This is a genomic window from Microvirga sp. 2MCAF35, from assembly GCF_052115545.1.
Classification (GTDB): domain Bacteria; phylum Pseudomonadota; class Alphaproteobacteria; order Rhizobiales; family Beijerinckiaceae; genus Microvirga.
In genome coordinates this window covers 64,756-83,856 of the sequence record NZ_JBFRGW010000002.1, presented here as the reverse complement: position 1 = coordinate 83,856, position 19,101 = coordinate 64,756, and the positions used below count along the sequence as shown (strand labels likewise).

Genomic DNA, 19,101 nt, shown 5'->3' with positions numbered 1-19,101 from the left:
TTCAGCGAACAATAGAGCCGGTGCCGACCTTTGAAGCATAGCGACAAACAGGGGCCAACCCTTCGGATCCTCACCTATAACGTCCATCGTTGGCTCGGCACGGACAGGAAGATCTCACCGCAGCGGATCGCCGACGTCATTGCGTCCTGCAATCCGGATGTCGTCGCCCTGCAGGAGGTGCGCGTCGGGCGCGTGCGGGCAGGGGAGATCGATCAGGCCGCGGCCGTGGCGGCCAGGCTCGGTATGGATCTGCACTTCCAGCCCACGATCCGCATCCTGGGCGAGCAATACGGCATTGCGGTCCTGACCCGCCATGCCTCGAGGATCGTGAGTTCGGGCCGCCTTCCCACGCAATCGACGAGACCGTCCTTCGAGAAGCGCAGCGCCCTCTGGGTCTCCGTCGAGATCGACGGCCAGACGATCCAGGTGGTCAACGCTCATCTCTCGCTGCGCTCCGGAGAAAGGCGAACCCAGGCGGCGGCTCTTATCGGACCCGATTGGATCGGCCATCCGGATTGCGGCGATCCGGCCGTGCTGCTGGGAGATTTCAACGCGCCGCCGTATTCGCGTTCCTACCGGTTGATCGCGAACCGGATGCAGGACGCCCAGCTGTCCAATTCCTTCGGAGAGCCCCAGCCGACCTTTCACACGCGGGCGCCCGTGCTGCGCCTCGACCATGTGTTCGTGACCAAGTCCATCGAAGTGGTCAATGCCGGTCCGGTGCGCAATCCCATGACCCGCGTTGCGTCGGATCACTTTCCGCTCCTGGCGGAACTGCGTGTGCGCAAGCGACTGGGAACCGCCGTCCAGAGCCGGACGCACGAGGGAGAACTCCTCTAGAGGTTAGAGTTTCGCTCACTCGGCACGAGAAATAATGGAGTAGGCCAGCCACGGTGCCTTGAAGGCATCATCCCGTGACATAGTAATAGCGTCAAGTGTTAGGTTATAAATTTACAAAGCGGCAGGGTGCGGAACTATCATGAAGCTGTACTATACTCCCGGGGCGAGTTCGCTCGCGCCGCGTATCATCGCATTTGAAGCCGGTTTGGACATAGATTACGACAAGGTCGACCTGAAGACGCAGACCACAGCATCGGGACTTGATTTCAGCCGCATCAATCCGAAGGGAGACGTTCCCGCGCTCGCATTGTCGAGTGGCGAGATCCTGGCCGAGGTTCCCGTTATCCTGGAATACCTTGCCGATCAGGTACCGTCGGCCCAGCTTATTCCTGCCCTGGGCTCTCGTGAGCGTTACCGCGTCAAGGAATGGCTCGATTTCACCGGTGCCGAGCTTCATAAGGGGTTCAGCCCGCTGTGGGAGGCGCCCATGCCTCCCGAAGCCCGTCGACTGGCGGTCTGTCGCCTCCATAAACGCATCGCCTATATGGAACAGTGCCTCCAAGGCAGGTCCTATTTGACCGGCGATCAGTTCACCGTTGCCGATGCATATTGTTTCACTGTCCTGAGCTGGGCCCGCTTCCACAGGATCGACCTGACGGACCACGCGACCGTTCTGGAGTACATGCACCGGGTTTCCGATCGGCAGATGGTCAGGCGGGCCCTGCAAGCCGAAGGGCTGTCGATTGCCGCGTGACGTGAATGGTTGCACCGGCGAAAAACCGGTTCCACTTGCTCGCACGATGCGCTAGGCACCCGGTGCCATGCTTCCTGTATCCGTTTTCATCATTGCCAAGAACGAGGCCGACCGCATCGGAGCGACCATCCGGGCCATCCGAGGGCTGACGGACGATATCGTCGTCGTCGATTCCGGTTCGACGGACGGAACCCAGGCCGTGGCCGAGGAACTCGGCGCCCGGGTGATCTTCAACCCATGGCCCGGCTATGGGCTCCAGAAGCGCTTCGCGGAGGATCAGTGCCGGTACGATTGGCTGCTGAACCTCGATGCGGATGAGGAGGTGTCGCCGGAGCTGCTGGCCGAGATCCGCAGGCTGTTCGCGTCCGGCGAGCCCCCCTGTCAGGCATATGGGATCCGCATTGCCGAGACCTATCCCGGCGAACGCGCTCCGCATCCTCTGGCTTACCGGATCGCGCCGGTCCGGCTCTATCACCAGGATTCCGGCCGTTACTCGTCCTCGCTCGTGCATGACAGGGTCGACCTGAAGCCGAAAACGAAGGTCGGCAAACTCAAGGGGCTCGTGCATCATCGGTCCGTGCGGTCCCTCGGCGACCAATTGGCCAAGCTCAACAGCTACGCCGACCAGCAGGCGGTCGACCTCGAGGTAAGGGGGGTCTCGATCCCCACGTGGCGGGTCTATTTTGAGTTCCCAGCCGCGTTCCTGAAGGTCTATTTCGGTCGGTTGCACTTCCTGCGCGGCACCTACGGCTTTCTGATCTCCATGAACTACGCGACGTGGCGTCACTTGCGCCTGGCGAAGCACTACGAGCGCAAGCGCCTGGGTGCCCTTGCAAAATCGGACGCCAGGGCGAAGCGGGTCAAGGCTTAACGGCTCAGAGCGCGGCGATGACCTGGATCTCGAGTGCGTAATCCGGATCGGCCAGCTTGGACTCGACGCAGGCGCGGGCAGGAGCCTGACCGGGAATGATCCAGGCATCCCAAATGGCGTTCATTTCGTCGTAAGAGGCGATGTCGGCCAGCCAGATCGTCGTGTAAAGGAGCCTGGACTTGTCGCTGCCGATCTCCGCAAGGGATTGCTCGATCTGTCCAAGGATATCCCGAGCCTGCTCCGCGACCGAGAGACCCAGGCTCGTCTCAGGAACGTACCCCGAGAAGTAAGCCGTCCCATCGTGCATCACGAGATCGCTGTAACGCGCGGCAACGCCGATCCGCCGAATATCCGTCACGATGCGATTCTCCCTGCGCGCGATCGAAGGTCAGGCTCCTACCACAGCTCTACGCAGAGACGACAGCCGAAGATTGCCGGGCAGGGGACAACGGGAAATGGCGGAGGATCAACCACCATTTCCTGGACGGTGCGTCTGTCCCATTCCGGGAGCCACTTGTTCCATGCACGCCCCTTCCGTTTCGCGAAGCCATCGGGATCGATCAGTTCACACGGTCACCTGGGTGCCGACCTCGACCACGCGCCCGGTTGGGATCTGGAAGAAGTCGGTGGCGTCGCTGGCTGATTTTGCCAGGCTGATGAACAGCTTGTCCTGCCAGAACGGCATGCCGCCATGCACCGAGGGCCGGATCGAGCGGCGCGAGACGAAGAACGACGTTGCCATGATGTCGAACTTGAACCCTTGCTTGCGCAGCAGGGCCAAACCGCGCGGGATGTTCGGAGCTTCCATGTAGCCATAGGTCATGCTCACCCGCCAGAACGAGTCGCCGAGAGGCTCGATTTGGACACGTCCGTCGTTCGCCACGCGCGGTGCGTCCGCAGTCTTTACCGTCAGCACCACATTCTTCTCATGCAGGATCTTGTTGTGCTTGAGGTTGTGCAGCAGGGCCGCGGGTGCGACTTCGGGATCGCTGGTCATGAATACGGCGGTGCCCCTCACCCGATGTGGCTGGCTCTTCTGCAACATGCTGATGAGTTCGCTCATCGGGACGTCCGACTTCCGGGTCTTGTCGAACAGGATCCGGGTTCCGCGTCGCCAGGTCAGCATGATCAGGACCAGGAGCGCGCCAACCAGCAGCGGCATCCAACCGCCCTGCGGGATCTTGAGGGCGTTGGCGGCCAGGAAGATCGTGTCGACCACCAGGAAGGGAGCGATCACGGCGACCGAGGCCCAGAAGGACCACTTCCAGAACCGCCAGACCACGAAGAATGCCATGATGGCGGTCACCACCATCGTGCCCGTGACGGCAAGACCATAGGCATGCGCCAGGGCGCTCGAACTCCTGAACATGACGACGAGGAGCAATACGGCGACCAGGAGCAGGAAGTTGATCTTCGGCACGTAGATCTGGCCCTTCTCCGTCTCGGACGTCCAGCGGATCTCCATTCGTGGCAGGAGCCCCAATTGGATTGCCTGCTGTGTGATGGAGAACGCGCCGGTGATCACCGCCTGGCTAGCGATGATGGTCGCGATGGTTGCCATCCCGACCATGGGGAGAAGAGCCCAGTCCGGATACAGCAGGAAGAATGGGTTCTCGATCTTGGCCGGATCAGCCAGGAGCAGAGCGCCCTGGCCGATATAGTTCAGGGCGAGACACGGCAGGACCAGTCCCAGCCAGGCAGTCTGGATCGGACGCCGCCCGAAATGGCCCATGTCGGCGTAAAGCGCTTCGGCCCCGGTGACGGCCAGGAACACCGCCCCGAGGGCGAACAGCCCTGCCGTGCCGTGGCTGGCGAGAAACACGATGCCATAGGTTGGGCTGATGGCGGCCAGGATGCTCGGGTCGTCAGCGATGTGGACCAGCCCACCGAGGGCCATGAGCACGAACCAGACGGCTGTGATAGGCCCGAACCAAGCCGCGACGCGGGCTGTTCCATGACTCTGCACGGAGAACAGGGCGATCAGGATCACGAGGCTGAGGGGCAGAACGTAGTGCTCGAAGGCAGGGCTGGCGACCGTCAGCCCCTCGACGGCCGAGAGCACCGATATGGCCGGAGTGATGATGGCATCGCCGTAGAACAGGGCTGCCCCGATCATGCCGAGCAGAGTGATCACCAGGACGTTATGACCCATGGCTCTCTGGGCAAGCGCCATCAGGGTCAGCGTGCCGCCTTCGCCGTTGTTGTCGGCCCGCAGGACGAACAGCACGTACTTGATCGTGACGATGAAGATCAGCGCCCACAGGATCAGCGAAACGATGCCGAACACCATCTCGCGGGTGACGGTGCCGCCCGCGGCCGCAGCCGCAAGCGATTCCTTGAGGGCATAAAGCGGGCTCGTGCCGATATCGCCGTAAACGACGCCGAGCGTGCCGAGTGTCAGGATCCAGAAGCCAGACGCATGCGGGGTTCCCGGCTGGGCTTTCGGCTCCGCCGGACGAGGCTGGCTTGAAGCCGTCGCGCTCATTTATCTCTCCACCTCTGGGCCCATGGAGACTGCTCCGGACCGTTCCACTCGCCTGAATATCGTGACATTGCTTGGACCATGCCCCTGAGCCTTCCGGACCTGAGCCTGAACGAAGGCACCCAGGATCGCGAGCGCCGGGTCCTCGTGCTGGAACTCGGCGACGTCCTCGACCCAGTTGAGCGCCAGCCCGCGGACGCAGATCGCGCAGCTCCAGCGGCTGTCGTCGCAGGACAGGCGATGAACCGCCCAGTCCGGCAACTCCCAGCCGATGAGCCAGAATCCGAGATCGACCCAGGCCTCCGCTTCGATCAGACGCCGAACGAGAGCGTTGGGGCCCAGGGTCGATTTGAGCCGGGGACAGGCGTGCTCCAACACGTCTGCCACGAGACCCACCTGCGGCTGAGAGACTGTCTCGATTCGAGACAGGAGGGAGCGGAGTTCCCGCGCCGGATTGTGCTTCTGCCACATGCTGGCTGTCCAAACGGATCACGGCAGTCCCCCGCTCAAGAGCGGCAGCCCAGCCCTGACCTCTGGGCTCAGACATGGCCAGGGTCGCATAAAAAATCGATTGGGAAGTGAAGAGCCCGATATAAACGTCGCATAAATACACCGCCCGGACGGGGCCTAGAGCTGTTTCCCCTTGCGTGGAATGAAGTGTCTTCTTCGTTGGGCTGCGTTTTCGAACGACGAACCGGATTCATTTCGCGGAAAATGTTCTAAACGACGTCCAGCAGCCGGTAGCCGATGCCAGGTTCGGTGAGGATGAAGCGCGGGTCGGACGGGTTCGGCTCGATTTTCTGCCGGAGCTGACCGACATAGACGCGCAGGTACTGGGTGTCGCTCTCGTGAGCCGCGCCCCAGACGGCGATAAGGATCTGCTTGTGCGTGACCACCTTGCCCGCATGACCAGCCAGGAAGGCCAGGAGATCGAACTCTTTCGGACTCAGGTTGACCTCCGCCCCCTGCAAGGTCACGCGGCGCCGGGGAATGTCGACCTCCAATCCGCCCACGCTGACGACCGGCGTCTCGCCCTTGCGCTGCATCCGGTGGCGCAACGCTGTGCGCAGGCGGGCCATCAGCTCGCCCATCCCGAACGGCTTGTTGACGAAATCGTCCGCACCGAGATCGAGGGCCGCGATCTTTTCGGCCTCGCGGTCCCGGGCCGACAGCACGATGATCGGCACGTCGGACCATTCGCGCACCCGGGCGATCACATCCTTGCCGTCCATGTCGGGCAGTCCGAGGTCGAGGACGACCACGTCGGGAGCGTCTCCCGCGATGCGCTTCAAGCCCTCGGCGGCCGTGCCGGCACTGATCGCCTCGTACTCGTTCACCTCGAGGGCTGGCCGGAGGAAGCGATGGATCGCCGGTTCATCGTCGATGACGAGCACCCGCATCGGATGAGTCATGGTCTCTTTTCCTCAAGGGGCAGGCGGATCACGATGCGTGTGCCGTGCCCGTTCGCGACGGGGCTCTCCGCGGCGATGGCTCCGCCATGCGCATTGACGATCCCTTTGGCGATAGCCAATCCCAGCCCGGTACCCTCGCCCCCGTCGCCGTCCTGCTCCCGGCCGCGAGCGAACTTCTCGAAGACCTTCGAGAGCAGAGCCGGAGGGATGCCTGAACCGTCATCCGTGACCGACAACACGACCTCCTCGCCATCCCGGCGAGCCGCCAGCTCCACCTGCGCATCCGGTCCCGCGTAGCGAACGGCATTGCCGACGATGTTGGCCAGGGCCTGATCGAGCAGGGACGGATCGGCCTGAACAAAGGGAAGCTCCGGGTCGACATCGAGCCGGAATGCCTGCGTGGCACCTCGCCGCCTGGCGAGAGCCACCACCCGGTCGAACGCCTCGCGAACATCGACCCAATCACGGCGGAGCTCGAGGGCACCGGCCTCCACCCGGGTCATCGACAGCAGGTTGCGGACCATCCGGTCGAGGTGCTCCGTTTCGTCCTTAACCTGTTCCAGCAGGTCCCGCCGGGCATGCTCCGGCAACTTCGAGCCGTAGTCGATCAGGCTGGTCGCCGCTCCGAGAATGGACGCGAGAGGCGTTCTGAAGTCATGGCTGATCGAGGCCAGCAAGGTGTTGCGCACCCGCTCCGACTCCGCGACCGTGTTGGCCGCCACGATCTCCCGCGTCAGCCGTGCCCGTTCCAGGGCGGCCGCCGTCAGCTCCGCCACCGTCTCGGTCAGGGTGCGGATCTCCGCATCGAGCGCGGCCCCGTCGAGAGCGACGCCCATGACTCCGACGCGGCCATGGGACGAGCGCAAGGGCAGGAAGAGCCAGCGGGCCGACGGCAGCGTGTCCGTCCCGGCGCCTGCCGCCTCGTCCCTCTCGTAGGCCCAGCGGGCCGCCGAGGCCGAAGCCGTGTCGAGTTCGTCCTCTGGAGGCCAGGAGGCGGCAAGCTCAAGGACGTCGCCTTGGGGGAGGAGGATCGTCGCGGGCCGGTTGAGATATCCACTCAGTTCGACGGCGGCCCCCTCGGCAACCGCGCTCGCATTGGGGAAGCTGGAGAGCCGGCGTGTGAACTCGTAGAGCCGCCTCGTCGCCCGGGCCCGGCTGACTGCCGCCGCAGCCTGCTCCCGAGCTCGTCCGGCCAAGGCCGAAGTCAGGACGGCTGCGCCGAGAAAGATGAACAGAGCCAGTAATTCGTGCGGACGCGCCACCGTGAAGGTGTAGACCGGGTCGATGAAGAAGAAGTTGTAGCCGAGGAACGACAGAATGGAGCTGACGACGGCGGGCCAGATCCCGAACCGCACCGCCGCGAACAGCACCGCCACCAGGAAGATCATGGAGACGTTCGGCAGCGAGACGACGGAGGCCATCGTTCGTCCGACCATAATTGCTCCGCCCACGGCGAGGACCGACCACAGGAAGGGTGTCCACGGCTGATCCGGTTTCATCCGCGGCAGGCGGTTCCACCATCGCATCTTTCGAGTCTGGCCGTCCTTGGCCGTCACGACGTGAATGGCGATGTCCTCAGCATGATGAACAAGTTGGTGCGGCAGCGAGCGCCCGAGGAGTTCGGACCACCAGCCGCCCCGGGACCGTCCTACCACAATCTGAGTGACGTTCTCAAACCGAGCGAAGCGCAGAAGCTCCTGGACCATGTCGCCGGCGACCAGCGTCTTGGTCTCGTCGGCGCCGAGCCGAGCCGCGAGCTGGAGCGTTTCATCGGCGCGATGACGCTGCTCGGGTCCGAGGCTCTCGCCCGGGCGTTCGACGGTCGCGGCCAGCCAGGGTGCCCCAATGGCTTCCGCCAGGCGTTTGGCGTGCCGCACGACCGCTGGGGAAATCTGGTCAGCTCCGACGCAGACCAGGATGCGCTCGCCCGCCGCCCACGGCCCCTCGACACCGCCGCCCTGCATTCGCTCGAGCAAGTCGCTGTCGATGCGCTCCGCAGCACGGCGCAGGGCCAGCTCCCGCAACGCCACAAGGTTATTGGGACGAAAGAAGTTATTGACTGCGCGTGCCGCAGTGTCCTGAACATAGACCTTGCCTTCAGCCAGCCGTTTGAGGAGTTCGTCCGGCGGCAGGTCGACGAGAACCAGCTCGTCAGCCGCATCGAAGACCGCATCGGGAACAGTCTCGCGTACGCGCACCCGTGTGATGCGCTGAACGACATCATTCAGGCTTTCGAGATGCTGAATGTTCAACGTCGTCCAGACGTCGATGCCTCCTGCCAGCAATTCCTCGATGTCCTGCCATCGCTTCGGATGGCGGCTGCCCTGGGCATTCGTGTGGGCATATTCATCGACCAGTATTAGTTCAGGATGCCGCATTAAGGCGGCGTCGAGATCGAATTCCTGCACCATCCGGCCACGATAGGGTACGGACAGGCGGGGCAGGACCTCCAAGCCACGGAGGAGTTCCTCTGTTTCCCGGCGCCCGTGGGTTTCAACGAGACCGACAATGACTGCCGTTCCCTCCGCGCTCGCCGTCCGGGCGGCCTGGAGCATGGCATAGGTCTTTCCCACGCCGGGCGCCGCCCCGAGAAAGATCTTGAGGCGGCCGCGGCCCTCCCGGTTGGCAAGGGTGAGCAGCGCATCAGGCGAGGCACGAGGCGTCTCGGTGAGAGCCATGAACGCTTAGGCCTCCGTCGTGTCAGGGTCCGTCACGCCCTCTTTGGGAACCCAGCCCGTCGAGGGCACGGTTGACCTGCAGAACGTTGACACGGGGTTCCCCGAAGATCACCAAGGTCCGACCTTCGGTCCAGGTTTCGATCACTTGCCGGATCTGCTCCTCCGGCAGATTCCGGGACTTGGCGATGCGGGCAACCTGCGCTTGCGCAAAGGCGGGCGAGATGTGCGGGTCGAGGCCGCTGCCGGAGGCGGTGACGGCATCTCCCGAGATCGGCAGCGTGAGGCCCGTTTCGCGCCAAGGTTCCGAGGACGCCTTCAGACGATCGGCCAGCCTCCGGGACGTCGGTCCGAGGTTGGAGCCGGTCGAAGCCGCCGCATTGTAAGGGGCGTCCACCATTTTCGTTGGATCTGCCGGATCGGGGGCGCTGGTGGAAGACGGGCGCGGCCAGAGATAGCGATCGGACGTGAACGCCTGCCCGATGAGATCGGAGCCGACGACACGGTCGTCCTGCAAGATGAGGCTGCCATTGGCCTGCACGGCGAAGAGAGCCTGGCCGATGCCCGTCACAGCGAAGGGATAGGCGAGTCCGGTCAGGGCCGTGAACAGCAGGAGCAGGACAAGTGCGGGACGAAGGTTAGACATGTCAGCCTCCCTCTTTAAGCCCAACCGATCGCCGTAACGGCGAGGTCGATGAACTTGATGCCGATGAAGGGGACGATGAGGCCGCCGAGGCCATAGATCAGGAGATTGCGGCGCAGCAGGGCCGCCCCGCCCAGGGGGCGGTAGCGAATGCCGCGCAGGGCCAGCGGGATCAGCGCGATGATGATGAGGGCGTTGAAGATGACCGCGGACAGGATCGCGCTTTGGGGGGTCGACAGGCCCATGACGTTGAGGGCTCCGAGTTCGGGAATGGCCGCCACGAACAAGGCCGGAATGATCGCGAAGTACTTCGCGACGTCGTTGGCGATGGAGAATGTCGTCAGCGAGCCGCGCGTCATCAGGAGCTGCTTGCCGATGCCGACGATCTCGATGAGCTTGGTCGGATTGGAGTCGAGATCCACCATGTTGCCGGCCTCGCGAGCGGCCTGCGTGCCGGACTGCATGGCAACGCCGACATCGGCTTGAGCCAGGGCAGGCGCGTCGTTCGTACCATCGCCGCACATCGCCACGAGGCGGCCTTCCGTTTGCGCACGGCGAATGTAGTCGAGCTTGTCCTGCGGAGTCGCCTCGGCGATAAAGTCATCGACCCCGGCCTCCGAGGCGATTGCCGCCGCCGTCACGGGGTTGTCGCCGGTCACCATGACGGTGCGGATACCCATGCGCCGCAGCTCGGAGAAGCGCTCCTTGATGTCGGGCTTGACCACGTCCTTGAGGTGGATGACGCCCAGCAGCCGTTGTCCGTCCGCCAGCCCGAGTGGGGTTCCACCCGAGCGGGCGATGCGGTCCACGGCGGCGGCGAAGCCCTGATCCGATACGGTTTGTCCGCTTGAGTCACGCACGAAGCGGAGCACGGCATCGACCGCTCCCTTGCGCAGGGATCGATGGCTGAGGTCGACACCCGAAAGGCGCGTCGTCGCGGAGAACTCGATGAAGCGGGCATCCTCTGGAGGCTGATCCGGAGACCGCCGGCCATACCTCTCCTGGACGAGCGTCACGATGGAGCGGCCCTCCGCCGTCTCGTCGGCAAGGCTCGCCAGGAGGGCGGCTTCCGCCGCATCGCGCTCGGCGACGCCGGACACCGGGATGATCTCGGACGCCATCCGGTTGCCGAAGGTGATCGTGCCCGTCTTGTCGAGGAGCAACGTATCCACGTCGCCTGCCGCCTCCACGGCCCGCCCGGACATGGCGAGCACATTGAACCGGATGAGGCGATCCATGCCGGCAATGCCGATGGCCGAGAGAAGGCCGCCGATCGTCGTCGGGATCAGCGTCACGAGAAGCGCCACCAACACCGGGACCGGTACGTCGGCTCCGGAATAGCGTCCCAATCCGGAAAGCGTCACCACGGCGATCAGGAACACGATGGTCATGCCCGCCAGCAGGACGTTGAGAGCGATCTCGTTCGGCGTCTTCTGCCGCTCGGCGCCTTCCACGAGGGCGATCATCCGGTCGAGGAACGACGAACCCGGGGCGGCCGTGATCCGTACGACCAGCCAGTCCGAAGTCACCGTCGTGCCACCCGTCACGGCGGAACGATCACCGCCCGACTCGCGGATGACGGGAGCGGACTCGCCTGTAATCGCGGCCTCGTTGACTGAGGCGATGCCCTCGATGACCTCGCCGTCGCCCGGGATCAGATCGCCGGCCTCGACGAGCACGAGATCGCCGATGCCGAGGTCGAGCGCTGATACGTCGGCGTGGAGCTCCCTGCGCTCGGGATCGTACAGTCGCTTGGCGACGGTCTGCGTGCGGGCTTGGCGCAGAGTATCGGCCTGCGCCCGGCCGCGCCCCTCCGCCACGGCCTCGGCGAAGTTAGCGAAGATCACCGTGAACCAGAGCCAGGCGGCGATCTGCCCAGTGAAGAACGCCGATGCACCTGTGGCGACGTCACGGATGAAAAGAACCGTTACCAGAAGGGCCACGACCTCCGTCACGAAGATGACCGGGTTGCGGATGAGATCGCTGGGATCGAGCTTCCTGAGGGCGTCAAGGACGGCCTGGCGCAGGATCGCTCCATCGAACATCGAGATGGTTGGTTGGATGTGTTTGCTCATGGAGCACCTGTCAGAAGGTTTTGCCGGCCAGCATCAGCACCTGCTCGGCGATGGGGCCGAGGGCGAGAGCCGGGAAGAACTGGAGACCGCCGAGGATCAGGATCACGCCGGTCAGGAGACCGATGAAGAGTGGTCCATGGGTTGGAAATGTCCCTGTCGACGTTTCCAGCTTGGTCTTCGCCGCCAGCGAGCCTGCAATGGCGAGCATCGGCACGATGTAGGCGAAGCGGCCCAGCAGCATCGCAAGCCCGAGTGTCGTGTTGTACCAGGGCGAATTGGCGGTCAGGCCCGCGAAGGCGGAGCCGTTGTTGCCCGCCGCCGACGAATAGGCGTAGAGAATCTCGGATAAGCCATGTGGGCCGGAATTGAGCAGCCCAGCGAGTCCTTGCGGGATCGCCGCGGCGACGGCCGAGAAACCGAGGATCGCGGTCGGCAGGATCAGGACGGCCAGCATCGCCATCTTGACCTCCTTCGCCTCGATTTTCTTGCCGAGATATTCAGGCGTACGACCGACCATGAGACCCGCGACGAAGACGGTGATGATCGCCATGACGAGGATTCCGTAGAGGCCAGAGCCGACACCGCCCGGCAAAATCTCGCCGAGCTGGATCAGGAACATCGGAACCAGGCCGCCAATGGGCGTGAAGCTCGCATGCATGGCGTTCACGGCACCGCACGAAAGGCCCGTCGTCACGGCGGCCCACAAGGCGGACAGGGCGAGTCCGAAGCGGACTTCCTTGCCTTCCAAGTTGCCGTCGAACGGGTTGATGCCCGCAGCGTGCAGCATCGGCGTCCCGGCGGCTTCCGCCGCATAGGTGATCGCGACACCTGCGACGAGCAGAATGCCCATCACCCAAATGAGGGCCCGGGCCTGTCTGTTGTCGCAGATAAGACGACCGAAGGCGAAGACGACGGCGACCGAGATCACAAGCATCTGCCAGACCTGAACGAAGTTCGTCAGCGCCGACGGGTTCTCGAAGGGATGCGCGGCATTGGCGTTGAAGAAGCCGCCGCCATTGGTGCCGAGCTGCTTGATCGCGACCTGGCTTGCGACGGGCCCAAGAGCGATGGTCTGCTTTGCGCCGTCAAGTGTCGTGGCGTCCACCGAGCCAAGCATCGTCTGGGGCATCCCAAGCGCCACAAGCAGGACGGCCGTGACGAGGGACAGCGGCAGGAGGACGTAAAGGGTCGAGCGTGTCATGTCGGCCCAGAAATTGCCAATCGTACTGGCCTTGGAGCGGGCAAAGCCCCGGACCAGCGCCATCGCCAAGGCAAGCCCCGTCGCGGCGGAGAGAAAATTCTGCACCGTCAGCCCCACCACCTGCGAGAAATGACTCATGGTGGTCTCGCCGCCATAGGACTGCCAGTTTGTGTTCGTGACGAACGAAACGGCCGTGTTGAAGGCTAGATCGGGAGAAAGCGCTCCAAACTCGTGCGGATTGAAGGGCAGGAAGCCTTGCAGCCTCAGGATTGCGTAGAGCAGCAGGAAGCCTGCCGCGTTGAACAGAAGCATCGAAAATGCATAGGCTCGCCAACCCTGTTCACGGGCAGGATCGACTCCCGCCAGAGCGTAGAAGCCACGTTCAACCGGCCTGAGTACAGGCAAGAGGAAGGTGCGCTTGCCCGCATAAACCTTGGCCATAAAGTTGCCGAGCGGCATCGCCGCCAGCAGAGCGGCTGCGAGGATGATGGCGATCTGGAGCCAACCATTGAGGGTCATCGGTCAGGCCCCTAGAACCGTTCCGGCCTGAGCAGCGCCAGGACGAGGTATGCAGCAAGGCCGAGTGCAACGAGGCCGCCAAGAAGAAGATCGAGAGACATCGATCAGCCTCCCTCAAAGTCGCTCGGCCATGCGGGCATAGAGCGCCATCAGCGCGAAGAACCCGAGGCTGGTGAGGAGATAGACAAAATCGGACATGACAGCACCCTGTTGAAGGTGCCGAAGGCTACGTCCGAGCCTCATCAAATCTCGATGGGGAAGTGCAGGCTCGAATATAAAAGCGGTATAAAGGGCGTTGCCGCTAAGGTGGACAGCGATGACCGATGCCCGTGATAGGTGGCGCACCGCTCTTTATGATATTGTCTGATTGAATAGAAACAATGTTGCTAATCAACTCATCTATATTCACCTCTGAAATGGCTCCTTGGCGGCAATTCTCAATGACGCTCATGGGCGCTGCCGCAGTCCTCATGACAGGCTTTGTTGCCTTCAGCTATGTGATTGATCCCTACGACACTGGCCGTTCGCCTCTCTTCACAAAGCCCGGTGTGCGCCCCCAAGGGCCCCGAACGGCCAATGCCAGCCGTGGGCGGGACCAATCATTCAATGCCATGATTGTGGGAAATTCCCACATCCAGCTCATTGCCCCCGAACGTCTGAAGGCTGTGACCGGGCTTGATTTCGTTCAGCTGGCAACACCTGCAACAGGGCCGAAGGAACACCTGACCCTGATCGACTGGTTCCTGCGGCACCGAAGGGAGGCGCCGAAGGCTCTCGTCGTTGGCATCGACGATTTCTGGTGCACATCGGATCCGAAGTTGTCCAACGACAAACCTTTTCCATTTTGGCTCTACAGCGCCCATCTTTTGGAATATGTCGAAGGGCTTGTGCGCTTTGACGTGCTGGAAGAGTTGTCAAAGCGTATCGGCTACCTCTTCAGTACCGCAGCCGAGCAAGCCCGGCCGGACGGCTACTGGGACTACGAGCCTGAATACATAAAGCTGGGCTATACGACGGATCCAGCCATTCGCCAGCGCCTGGAGCAGAAGCCTTATGCCAATGCTGTACGTTACGACCACGATCCCAAACTCTCCGAGAGGCAGTTCCCTGCGGTCGCTAAGCTAAGGGATCTCGCGACCAAGCTGCCTGAAGAAACTGCTCTCGTTCTGGTCATGCCGCCGGTCTACAGGAACGCCCTCCCATCTCATGGAACTGAGCAGGCCTTCCTGCTGAGCGCCTGCAAGGCGGCGGTGATGGAGGTTCAGGAAGACCACGGCAGGACAGCCGTGGTGGATTGGCTCGTCGATCGACCCGAGATCCATGTGCGAGATCTGTTCTTCGACGCATCCCACTATCGGCAGCCCATCGCCAAGGCGATTGAGGCAGATATCGCTGAGGCGCTTCGGCAGGTTCGCTAAAAATACACCTTTCTCCTGCCTCTCTCGCGAAAGCGTGGAAATAGAGGAATTGCTCGAGCCTTTTCCGCCTATTCTGAGTCAGAGGGATTCCACTCTAAGCTCTGATATGACCTGTGGGCTTCCAGACACGGCTTATGAAGCTGCGATGCTCGAAATATGGAAGCTATAGCATCGGACCCAAAAGTGGATTTGCACTTTTGGGATCAATCCGATGCTTTTTCTCTTGGCTGGCGCATCGGATGGAGCGGACCCGCAGGGCCGCGTCAGCGAATACCGGGTCCACTTTTCCGTCCAATGCGCTAGCGGATCAGGATGATGGTCAAAATCACAGAGCTTTGTGCCGAGGTGCACGGGGCCGGCAGGACCTGCAGCCTGACTGGTAAGGAATGGTTTGCCTTCCGGGCGCAGCCTCTTCCTGTGCCTTCTTGTTGGCACGGTCGTTCTCCCTGGATGGGCGCACAGGCGACCCACCTAGAGCGCCAGCCGAACGGGCGCTCTTTCCTTGCGAACTCTTCGCACCAAGAGCTAATCCGAGCGCGTCGCCAAGGTGATCCTTTTGGTAAAGAGTTTGTTCAGGCGGAAGGCGTAGAATCATCGCTGACTTCCCTTTGAGTGGAGGGGATCATGTCACGCGACCGTCAAGCTCAGTGGAGTCATCGACTTGAGCGTCTGCATGCTCTGAGGGACCGCTTTGCGACAGCCCGTCGATACGACCGGGCATACGAAGCCTACCTTGTTATCCAGCATGTCTATGACCGGTGGGCCGGCGAGATGTTCTGCTCGCCACGATAGCTCTCTGACCAATGCGCCGGCCATGTTTCGGAGCGCAGACGCCGGCGAACCACCCAGTGCCGGACCGAGGCTTCGGCGCTGAAGAAACCCGTATCTCACTCGGCGGGCTTAGGCGTCTGACGTCCTCTCAGATATCTATTTGAGGGGGCGCTCAGAGCCTCTCACCAAGCCGCTCAGGTGAGGATTCATTGCGGAAGCGCTCGCGCAGGCGCTCTAGCTCCCGCTGCAAGGCCTCAAGCCCCCGTGATATCCCTCGCACTGTGTCGTCAACACGACGCGAGGCGGTACTCGCATCCGGGCAATCGGGTACACCATCCCGTCTCAAGCGTGGCGATACTCCACCCTGAGGGGTTAGCAGATAGGCGCAGCCGGTATCTGAATCACGCCAAGGGGTTGGGGATTCGAGGCCGAAAGAAGGTGAGCAGATTGCCGATAAGCTGATTGCAACAACGATCAGGCGATAGACCATGATGCTCCTCCACCGCAGGAACGTCAGTAAAAGGATTAAGCAGCCAATATAGGCTATTATGGGCGGGAGAGGCTCACTGTTCATGCTGTGCGGCTTCCCCAAGCGCCGCATTCTTTCGCGTGCCGACAGGTTAGTGGGAGGCCTAAGCGCTGCTCGTGGCGCAATTGCCGCAGGAATGCGGATTTCTGGCTGAGCGGGCACGGTGCGGCGGTTCAGTAGCCAAGCCAGAAGCAATGGTGGGAAAGGGGGCAGAAGGCCGCCATTTCTTATAAGCTTACCAATGGCTTGCGAGCAGATGATGGCGGAGACGGAGGGACAATAACCTCCTATTGCGCCAAGCTGCTGAAAGTAGTAACAAATTCACGCTTCGCGACACAAAACCTGCGTCATCCAATGTGTCGCGGATCTGCCGGAACGTGTCAACAAACTACGTTGCGATCCGCCGAGGTTCCCCTCGTCGCTCCCATCAACGATTCTTCGCACACGCTGCGGCTAGGGGATTTGGTGGGGCCCTACGCCCACCAAATCCCAAGCCTCGCGGCGCTCCGAATAGTTGATGGGTCCCTGCTCCTCGGTGACGTCAGAACGGGCCGCTCGATACGCCCCTCCGGGGCTACGGTCCCGCCCCTGGAGGGGCAGGACCGGGATCGAGCCTATGCGGCCCGCTCCGCCGTCAACCCCGGCTGACGTCGAAGTCAGGAAAGAGATTGCCTCTCCTCGCTGTCGATGTCGCTCCTCAGCCCCGGAGGCCCGCTCTCCTCATCAAGGGCCGTAGGGCCTCCGGGGTGACCGATCGAAGTGAAGCGGAGAGCGGTGGCTTAGCCTACGGCATGGGAATTTGCGCCGATAGCCGATCCTCGGTCATGCTTTTCCCTGGCTAAGGGGAGAGGGTTATGCAGAACGACCGCGATATTCCAACCGGGGATGGGCCCGCACCGGAATGGGAGCCGTATCCGTGTGAGAGATGCGGGAAGATTATCACCTCGGATCAAGTCACAGGGGCCAACTTCCGCATTTGTAAGAACGCCGTCGGCGAGAACGATGTTCGAATCCTTTGTTATGAATGCGCCATGCTGGAAGCGTCGGGACAGTCACGATAAGGCGACTCCAAGCTGGCCGGACCATGCGGCGGCAAAAATCTCGTCAATGCCAACGGCATCGGCGTGCTGGCTCTTCATGAAGCGGCCGGGCATTCCCTCGAGAAGGCGACCGCACCATGTCTCGAATGCGCGGGCTCGTCTCTCTTCGGGGTTTCCGAAATAGGGGGCCCCGTCAAAAAAGGCCGGCCCTAGATCGCGGTCCACAGCAGCAATCATGTCCTCGGAGAGGCGCTCTTCGATCGCGTGCCAGGCCTCATGGCAAGCTGCGATTAGAATCGTAGGAGGGGAAGGCCAGAGGGACAGACAAATCGTTTCACATCTAGGGATATAAATCCCGCTTATTTTGTCGCCCTGATCTATGATCTCCGGCGAAAACACGATCCTTTCAAGCCACGGCGCAATTCTTCGAATAATCGTCACTGCGTGATTGGCTGACTCGTCTGTCAGTGGGTCCGTGTACCCCGGCAGACACTCGACAGACCAAATTTTGAGCGGCGCTTTACAAGTCTCAACCTGATCGAGTGTGAAGATCCGCACACGATCTGTCGCCACCCGCCCTATTCGCTTCGATGCCATGGCAAGAAAAAGGGGGCACTAGCCCCCTTCTCCTTCGCCGCCGGCTTCACCGCTGGTGTCGCCGCCTCCAGTCGCATCGCCGCCGCTTGCGGCCGCATTGTCTGCGTCTTTGCCGTCATCGACGCCGTTGCCGTCGGAGTCGTGGATGCCACCGCCTTCCCCTCCGGAAGATCCGGCGGAGCTGGTGGACCCGGTGCAGCCCGGATCTTCATGCTCGAACCCCGTCCGGCATCCGCCTGACGGTGTGCCGGATCCCGGCGGGAAATACATGGACTGTTTCGCTTTCGGGATCTTCACGTTCGTCCCGACATTATTATCAGCGAGAGAACCTTGAACGGCCGTGAAATCTCCAGCTTCAGCGAGGGCCGGACCGCTCAACGCGGTTGCGACTGCAAAGGCTGCCGCCAGCCGAATGCGCTTGCTATCCATATTCTGTCTCCTGCATCGCCGGGGAGCGGCGCGCCCTTAGAGGCTCGCTGCCGGCGAAATCCAGGTCCAGATGAAATCCCAAGACACGTTTCAGTTGAAAGAAACGCTATAACAATTCCTAGAAGGGGAAATTTATTGTACGCAGGTACTGATTCCTAAAAGCCGGAACCTGAGCAATGTCTAAGATAAAAGTGAAGGCCTTCTATATACCTAGCAGCATAGACCCTACAGCACGATTTTTTAAGATAATGGGATGGCTCGTGGTATTTGCTGCTATCGTCTTTTTAGACGTTCAGCTCAAACTTAAAACAGGGATTGGCCCATTACTTTCATTTTTTGGATTCGGTTTGTTTTTATACAAGGCATTCACGATTTCAACAGACGGAAAAACGTTAGAGAGGGCCGCGATAAAATCTGCCTTGGAAGACGCTGCTTTCGGACCAGTCGAGAGAGTTTCAATCGTCTCCTGTAAATCTGCCATCGGGATTGGTGAAGGCTTCCTTCTTATCCTTGAAAAAGGGAAGATTGCAGCAATTCCCTTTGACGCGATTCGAGACTGTTGGTGGGAACTCCCTGGTTACGAGCAACATACGGTGTATGGAACCGGAGCGGGTGCGATCGCAGCATCGTTTCAGGCAAACGCCGCCAATTCAGTCGCTAGGGCTCATGCCTACAAGAATAGTGGCTTCTTCTTTAAGGTGCAGAGCATCGACTATCCCCTCTGGCAGTTTCACACAACTGACCAAAGGCTCCTGCGCCAATGGGAAGAAATTATCCAACAGGCCTTCGAACGCCATGCATCCTCATCTGCCAAGGACACTGCGGCGTAGTCCACTTGGTTCGGG

Annotated in this window: 17 protein-coding genes; 5 read left to right on the top strand and 12 right to left on the bottom strand. The window is 61.8% G+C overall.

The annotated features are described in order from the left end of the window. Positions 1–30 precede the first annotated feature (30 nt). From AB4097_RS01470 to AB4097_RS01460, 3 genes are all read left to right on the top strand, one after another. A complete protein-coding gene (locus AB4097_RS01470) occupies positions 31–840 on the top strand; it encodes an endonuclease/exonuclease/phosphatase family protein (RefSeq protein WP_442036530.1) in 810 nt (269 codons plus the stop codon). A 139-nt stretch (positions 841–979) separates the two neighbouring features. Beyond that, positions 980–1,594, top strand: coding sequence for a glutathione transferase GstA (gstA, locus tag AB4097_RS01465; protein ID WP_442036528.1), 615 nt, complete (start codon positions 980–982; stop codon positions 1,592–1,594). Positions 1,595–1,661: 67 nt separating this feature from the next. After that, positions 1,662–2,465, top strand: coding sequence for a glycosyltransferase family 2 protein (locus AB4097_RS01460; RefSeq protein WP_442036526.1), 804 nt, complete (start codon positions 1,662–1,664; stop codon positions 2,463–2,465). Positions 2,466–2,469: 4 nt separating this feature from the next. Here AB4097_RS01460 and AB4097_RS01455 read toward each other — a convergent pair whose 3' ends face one another. The 10 genes from AB4097_RS01455 to AB4097_RS01410 all read right to left on the bottom strand — a co-directional run bounded on the left by AB4097_RS01455 (position 2,470) and on the right by AB4097_RS01410 (position 13,715). Further along, positions 2,470–2,823 (bottom strand): RidA family protein, encoded by a 354-nt coding sequence (locus tag AB4097_RS01455; protein ID WP_442036524.1) that lies wholly within the window; start codon positions 2,821–2,823, stop codon positions 2,470–2,472. A gap of 207 nt (positions 2,824–3,030) precedes the next feature. Next, complete coding sequence (locus AB4097_RS01450; RefSeq protein WP_442036522.1) at positions 3,031–4,950, bottom strand: potassium transporter Kup; 1,920 nt, start codon at positions 4,948–4,950, stop codon at positions 3,031–3,033. After that, a complete protein-coding gene (locus tag AB4097_RS01445; RefSeq protein WP_442036520.1) occupies positions 4,951–5,418 on the bottom strand; it encodes a hypothetical protein in 468 nt (155 codons plus the stop codon). A gap of 248 nt (positions 5,419–5,666) precedes the next feature. Further along, a complete protein-coding gene (locus AB4097_RS01440) occupies positions 5,667–6,359 on the bottom strand; it encodes a response regulator (protein WP_442036518.1) in 693 nt (230 codons plus the stop codon). After that, entirely contained in the window at positions 6,356–9,037 is a 2,682-nt protein-coding gene (locus tag AB4097_RS01435; protein WP_442036516.1) for a DUF4118 domain-containing protein, read from the bottom strand. Before AB4097_RS01435 ends, AB4097_RS01440 begins: the two co-directional genes overlap by 4 nt. Before the next feature lie 22 nt (positions 9,038–9,059). Further along, a complete protein-coding gene (gene kdpC / locus AB4097_RS01430; RefSeq protein WP_442036514.1) occupies positions 9,060–9,680 on the bottom strand; it encodes a potassium-transporting ATPase subunit KdpC in 621 nt (206 codons plus the stop codon). A gap of 14 nt (positions 9,681–9,694) precedes the next feature. Continuing rightward, a complete protein-coding gene (gene kdpB / locus AB4097_RS01425) occupies positions 9,695–11,752 on the bottom strand; it encodes a potassium-transporting ATPase subunit KdpB (RefSeq protein ID WP_442036512.1) in 2,058 nt (685 codons plus the stop codon). A gap of 10 nt (positions 11,753–11,762) precedes the next feature. Then, the gene (kdpA, locus tag AB4097_RS01420; RefSeq protein ID WP_442036510.1) at positions 11,763–13,472 is read right to left on the bottom strand and encodes a potassium-transporting ATPase subunit KdpA; all 1,710 of its coding nucleotides are present in this window, start codon (positions 13,470–13,472) and stop codon (positions 11,763–11,765) included. 11 nt (positions 13,473–13,483) lie between these two features. Beyond that, positions 13,484–13,573: a K(+)-transporting ATPase subunit F gene (gene kdpF / locus AB4097_RS01415; protein ID WP_442036508.1), complete on the bottom strand. Its 90-nt coding sequence runs from the start codon at positions 13,571–13,573 to the stop codon at positions 13,484–13,486. Positions 13,574–13,586: 13 nt separating this feature from the next. Further along, positions 13,587–13,715 carry a hypothetical protein gene (locus AB4097_RS01410; protein ID WP_442036507.1) on the bottom strand — a complete coding sequence of 43 codons (129 nt, stop codon included), beginning with the start codon at positions 13,713–13,715 and terminating at the stop codon, positions 13,587–13,589. Positions 13,716–13,852: 137 nt separating this feature from the next. Here AB4097_RS01410 and AB4097_RS01405 point away from each other — a divergent pair, with 137 nt between their 5' ends. After that, on the top strand, positions 13,853–14,890 hold the full coding sequence (locus AB4097_RS01405; RefSeq protein WP_442036505.1) for a hypothetical protein: 1,038 nt from the start codon (positions 13,853–13,855) through the stop codon (positions 14,888–14,890). A 2,352-nt stretch (positions 14,891–17,242) separates the two neighbouring features. On the opposite strand, the gene AB4097_RS01400 is transcribed toward AB4097_RS01405, so the two are convergent. Next, a complete protein-coding gene (locus AB4097_RS01400) occupies positions 17,243–17,803 on the bottom strand; it encodes a hypothetical protein (RefSeq protein ID WP_442036503.1) in 561 nt (186 codons plus the stop codon). A gap of 42 nt (positions 17,804–17,845) precedes the next feature. Continuing rightward, entirely contained in the window at positions 17,846–18,256 is a 411-nt protein-coding gene (locus tag AB4097_RS01395; protein ID WP_442036501.1) for a hypothetical protein, read from the bottom strand. A 176-nt stretch (positions 18,257–18,432) separates the two neighbouring features. Between AB4097_RS01395 and AB4097_RS01390 the strand changes: the two genes are divergently transcribed. Further along, on the top strand, positions 18,433–19,086 hold the full coding sequence (locus tag AB4097_RS01390; RefSeq protein WP_442036499.1) for a hypothetical protein: 654 nt from the start codon (positions 18,433–18,435) through the stop codon (positions 19,084–19,086). Positions 19,087–19,101: the final 15 nt, after the last annotated feature.

Excerpts from the sequence above, each read along its gene's own strand:
- AB4097_RS01450 (WP_442036522.1), bottom strand. The coding sequence starts at position 4,950 with ATGAGCGCGACGGCTTCAAGCCAGCCTCGTCCGGCGGAGCCGAAAGCC.
- kdpB (WP_442036512.1), bottom strand. The coding sequence starts at position 11,752 with ATGAGCAAACACATCCAACCAACCATCTCGATGTTCGATGGAGCGATC.
- AB4097_RS01440 (WP_442036518.1), bottom strand. The coding sequence starts at position 6,359 with ATGACTCATCCGATGCGGGTGCTCGTCATCGACGATGAACCGGCGATC.
- AB4097_RS01405 (WP_442036505.1), top strand. The coding sequence starts at position 13,853 with ATGTTGCTAATCAACTCATCTATATTCACCTCTGAAATGGCTCCTTGG.
- AB4097_RS01435 (WP_442036516.1), bottom strand. The coding sequence starts at position 9,037 with ATGGCTCTCACCGAGACGCCTCGTGCCTCGCCTGATGCGCTGCTCACC.
- AB4097_RS01395 (WP_442036501.1), bottom strand. The coding sequence starts at position 18,256 with ATGGATAGCAAGCGCATTCGGCTGGCGGCAGCCTTTGCAGTCGCAACC.
- AB4097_RS01410 (WP_442036507.1), bottom strand. The coding sequence starts at position 13,715 with ATGAGGCTCGGACGTAGCCTTCGGCACCTTCAACAGGGTGCTGTCATG.
- AB4097_RS01460 (WP_442036526.1), top strand. The coding sequence starts at position 1,662 with ATGCTTCCTGTATCCGTTTTCATCATTGCCAAGAACGAGGCCGACCGC.
- kdpA (WP_442036510.1), bottom strand. The coding sequence starts at position 13,472 with ATGACCCTCAATGGTTGGCTCCAGATCGCCATCATCCTCGCAGCCGCT.
- gstA (WP_442036528.1), top strand. The coding sequence starts at position 980 with ATGAAGCTGTACTATACTCCCGGGGCGAGTTCGCTCGCGCCGCGTATC.
- kdpC (WP_442036514.1), bottom strand. The coding sequence starts at position 9,680 with ATGTCTAACCTTCGTCCCGCACTTGTCCTGCTCCTGCTGTTCACGGCC.
- kdpF (WP_442036508.1), bottom strand. The coding sequence starts at position 13,573 with ATGTCTCTCGATCTTCTTCTTGGCGGCCTCGTTGCACTCGGCCTTGCT.
- AB4097_RS01390 (WP_442036499.1), top strand. The coding sequence starts at position 18,433 with ATGTCTAAGATAAAAGTGAAGGCCTTCTATATACCTAGCAGCATAGAC.
- AB4097_RS01445 (WP_442036520.1), bottom strand. The coding sequence starts at position 5,418 with ATGTGGCAGAAGCACAATCCGGCGCGGGAACTCCGCTCCCTCCTGTCT.